This is a genomic window from Salmonella sp. SAL4457, from assembly GCF_046548235.1.
Classification (GTDB): Bacteria; Pseudomonadota; Gammaproteobacteria; order Enterobacterales; family Enterobacteriaceae; genus Salmonella; species Salmonella enterica.
Window position 1 is genome coordinate 1 of record NZ_JBGDZO010000046.1, and the last position, 500, is coordinate 500.

Below are 500 nucleotides of genomic sequence, written 5' to 3' on the forward strand. Positions count from 1 at the left end.
GTGGCAGGCATCGCCCATGCCCTGGGATATACGCCGAGCGCCTTCAGCGACATGTTCCGCCGCGAGCTGGGCGTCTCTCCCACCGAGTACAGGGCCGAGCATCACCAGCCGTTCCAGCCTTGACCGGTATTCGATAGCGATTGGCCGATAGATGTTTTTTCGGCCAACTAGACTGGCACCATCGTTCACCGTCCCTGTCAGCCGCCATGAACTACCTGATCTCCCTCGGCATCGGCCTGCTGGTCGGCGCGCTCTACGCCGTCCTCGACTTCCGCTCGCCGGCGCCCCCCGCCATCGCCCTGGTCGGCCTGCTTGGCATGCAGCTCGGCGAACAGCTTTTCCCCCTTGGCCGCGACCTGCTGCAGCAGTGGCTGCACTGATCGCCGCGACGACACGGAGCCCCCGATGAAAGCACTGCAATTCGACCGTACCGGCGACCTCGCCGCCCTCGAGCTGGTGGACATGCCCGACCCGCTTCCCGCCGCCGATGAGGTGCGGGT

At 66.0% G+C, this 500-nt stretch carries 1 protein-coding gene; it reads left to right on the top strand.

Translation table 11 applies throughout. From position 1 onward, the window contains the following. Window positions 1-206 precede the first annotated feature (206 nt). Entirely contained in the window at window positions 207-380 is a 174-nt protein-coding gene (locus tag ACLJNW_RS23135) for a DUF1427 family protein (protein WP_003106572.1), read from the top strand. Window positions 381-500 lie beyond the last annotated feature (120 nt).

Coding starts and splice junctions, on each gene's coding strand:
- ACLJNW_RS23135 (WP_003106572.1), top strand. CDS start 207: ATGAACTACCTGATCTCCCTCGGCATCGGCCTGCTGGTCGGCGCGCTC.